The organism is Microbacterium sp. B19 (assembly GCF_000333395.1).
In the GTDB taxonomy this organism is placed as follows: domain Bacteria; phylum Actinomycetota; class Actinomycetes; order Actinomycetales; family Microbacteriaceae; genus Microbacterium.
This window is the reverse complement of sequence record NZ_BADA01000395.1, coordinates 1-1,901: the sequence shown is the minus strand read 5'-3', so window position 1 is coordinate 1,901 and position 1,901 is coordinate 1. Positions and strand designations below refer to the sequence as shown.

At 68.3% G+C, this 1,901-nt stretch carries 3 protein-coding genes and 2 tRNA genes; 2 read left to right on the top strand and 3 right to left on the bottom strand.

Going from position 1 to position 1,901, the window contains the following annotated elements; translation table 11 throughout:
* Positions 1-78: 78 nt before the first annotated feature.
* On the top strand, positions 79-651 hold the full coding sequence (locus I5G_RS14185) for a hypothetical protein (protein WP_022879646.1): 573 nt from the start codon (positions 79-81) through the stop codon (positions 649-651).
* Positions 648-1,121, top strand: coding sequence for an aminoacyl-tRNA deacylase (locus I5G_RS14180; RefSeq protein ID WP_022879645.1), 474 nt, complete (start codon positions 648-650; stop codon positions 1,119-1,121). Before I5G_RS14185 ends, I5G_RS14180 begins: the two co-directional genes overlap by 4 nt.
* A 3-nt stretch (positions 1,122-1,124) precedes the next feature.
* Here I5G_RS14180 and I5G_RS14175 read toward each other — a convergent pair whose 3' ends face one another.
* The 3 genes from I5G_RS14175 to I5G_RS14165 form a co-directional block, all read right to left on the bottom strand.
* Complete coding sequence (locus I5G_RS14175) at positions 1,125-1,547, bottom strand: NUDIX hydrolase (RefSeq protein WP_022879644.1); 423 nt, start codon at positions 1,545-1,547, stop codon at positions 1,125-1,127.
* Between the two features lie 82 nt (positions 1,548-1,629).
* Positions 1,630-1,702 (bottom strand) — tRNA-Ala (locus tag I5G_RS14170).
* A 15-nt stretch (positions 1,703-1,717) separates the two neighbouring features.
* Positions 1,718-1,791: transfer RNA gene (locus I5G_RS14165), tRNA-Ile, on the bottom strand.
* Positions 1,792-1,901: the final 110 nt, after the last annotated feature.

The following is a 1,901-nucleotide window of genomic DNA, read 5'->3' as shown; positions in this document are numbered from 1 at the left end:
CTGCAAGGGTTCCCGGACCGGGACCCCCGTTCTGGCAAGATGAATCGCGTACATCCCATCGACAGGGAGGATGAAGCCGTGGGCCTCAGCCGCAAGAGCAAGAAGGAACTGCGCAAGCTCCAGAAGCACGCCGCGAAGGTGTGGGAGTCCCAGCAGGTTCTGCTGGGCGAGAGCGGAAAGGTGGCCCGCGAAGCCGGTCGCCAGCTCGGTCGCTTCAGCCGCGAAGACCTCGTTCCCACCGTCCACGACGGCTACGACAAGTACGCCGCGCCGTACGTCGACAAGGGCGTCACCTACGCCAACCGCTTCCTCAGCCACAAGCTCGTCCCGGCGGCCGGTGCCGTCGTCGGCGGGGCGCTGTCGGTGTGGGATGCCGCGGGCGACACCCGTGACCGCCTGGCCAAGGGCCGCGGGTTCGAGCTCGACACCCACAAGTACGCCAAGCGCGCCGAGAAGTACGGCAAGAGGGCCACCAAGCGCCTCTCCGCCAAGCTGCCGAAGCAGAACGACGGCATCGGAGCCGGCGGCGTCATCGCCATCCTCCTCGGCGTCGCCGCTGCCGTCGGTGTCGCGTACGCCGCGTGGCAGACGCTGCGCGCCGACGACGAGCTGTGGGTGGCCGACGACCCGCTGCGCGCCCCCGACGCGTGAGCGACCCCACCCAGAGAGTCCGAGAGGCCGCGCTCCAGCGCGGCCTCTCTGTCGATGTGCGCGAGCGTCCCGCCGCGAACTCGCTCGACGAAGCGGCCGAACTCCTCGGCATCCTGCCCGATGACATCGTCAAGACGCTCGTCGTGAAGCGATCCGACGACACGTTCCTGTTCGCCCTCGTCCCGGGCGACAAGGTCATCTCGTGGCCCAAGCTGCGGGCCCTCGTCGGCGTGAACAAGCTGCGCCTGCCCGAACCCGAGGTCGCCCTCGCCGCGACGGGGTACGAGCGGGGCACCATCGTCCCGATCGGCAGCACGCACGACTGGCCCGTGTACGCCGATGAGAGCATCGTCGGTCGGCGCATCGCGATGGGCGCCGGCGCCCACGGGTACAGCCTGTTCGTCGAGGCGGACGACCTGATCCGCGCCTACGGCGCCACCGTTGCCGACATCACCGCACCGCGCGGCTGAGGTCTAGAGTTTCGCCATCCGGAAGGCGATGTCGACCAGCTGCACCCGGCGCAGCCGCCGCGCAGCCGTCAGCGTGAACCACGCCGCCCGGTCCGTCGAGCCGTCCACCTCGTAGCGCAGCCGGCCCCCCACGATGTGGGCGCGATAGACGATGCGCAGCGCGTGCAGGGGACCCTGCGCGTCGTCGGAGAGCCGAGCCTCGGCTGGGATGACCCGAGAGTGGATGCCGAGCAGCTCGTCGACCGCGACCCGGAACCCGGTCTCCTCGCGGACCTCGCGACGCACCGCGCGCTGAGGGTCCTCGCCCTCCTCGAGACCGCCGCCGGGAAGGGTCCACGCGGCCCGACGGCCCTCGACCCAGTGGGCGAGCAGCACGCGATCGTCGGCGTCCGTGATGACGGCGTACGCGGCGACTCGCATGTCCATTGCGATCACCCTAGCCGCGGGACCGAGCGATGGATGCCGGAAAGACGAAGAGCCGGCCGAAGCCGACTCGACGGAGATGTTGTGGAGCCTAGGAGATTCGAACTCCTGACATCCTGCTTGCAAAGCAGGCGCTCTACCAGCTGAGCTAAGGCCCCGTGAGGGGAAACGGGTGGGGCTACCAGGACTTGAACCTGGGACCTCTTCATTATCAGTGAAGCGCTCTAACCGCCTGAGCTATAGCCCCGTCTTGCTGACGCATCGTGGTCAACCTCGAAGACTTTACCCGAATCTCGAGGTTTTTCCGAATCGGCGTCAGTTCGAGGTGAAGCCGACGAGCAGGCCGCCCGTTACCTT

Excerpts from the sequence above, each read along its gene's own strand:
- I5G_RS14175 (WP_022879644.1), bottom strand. The coding sequence starts at position 1,547 with ATGGACATGCGAGTCGCCGCGTACGCCGTCATCACGGACGCCGACGAT.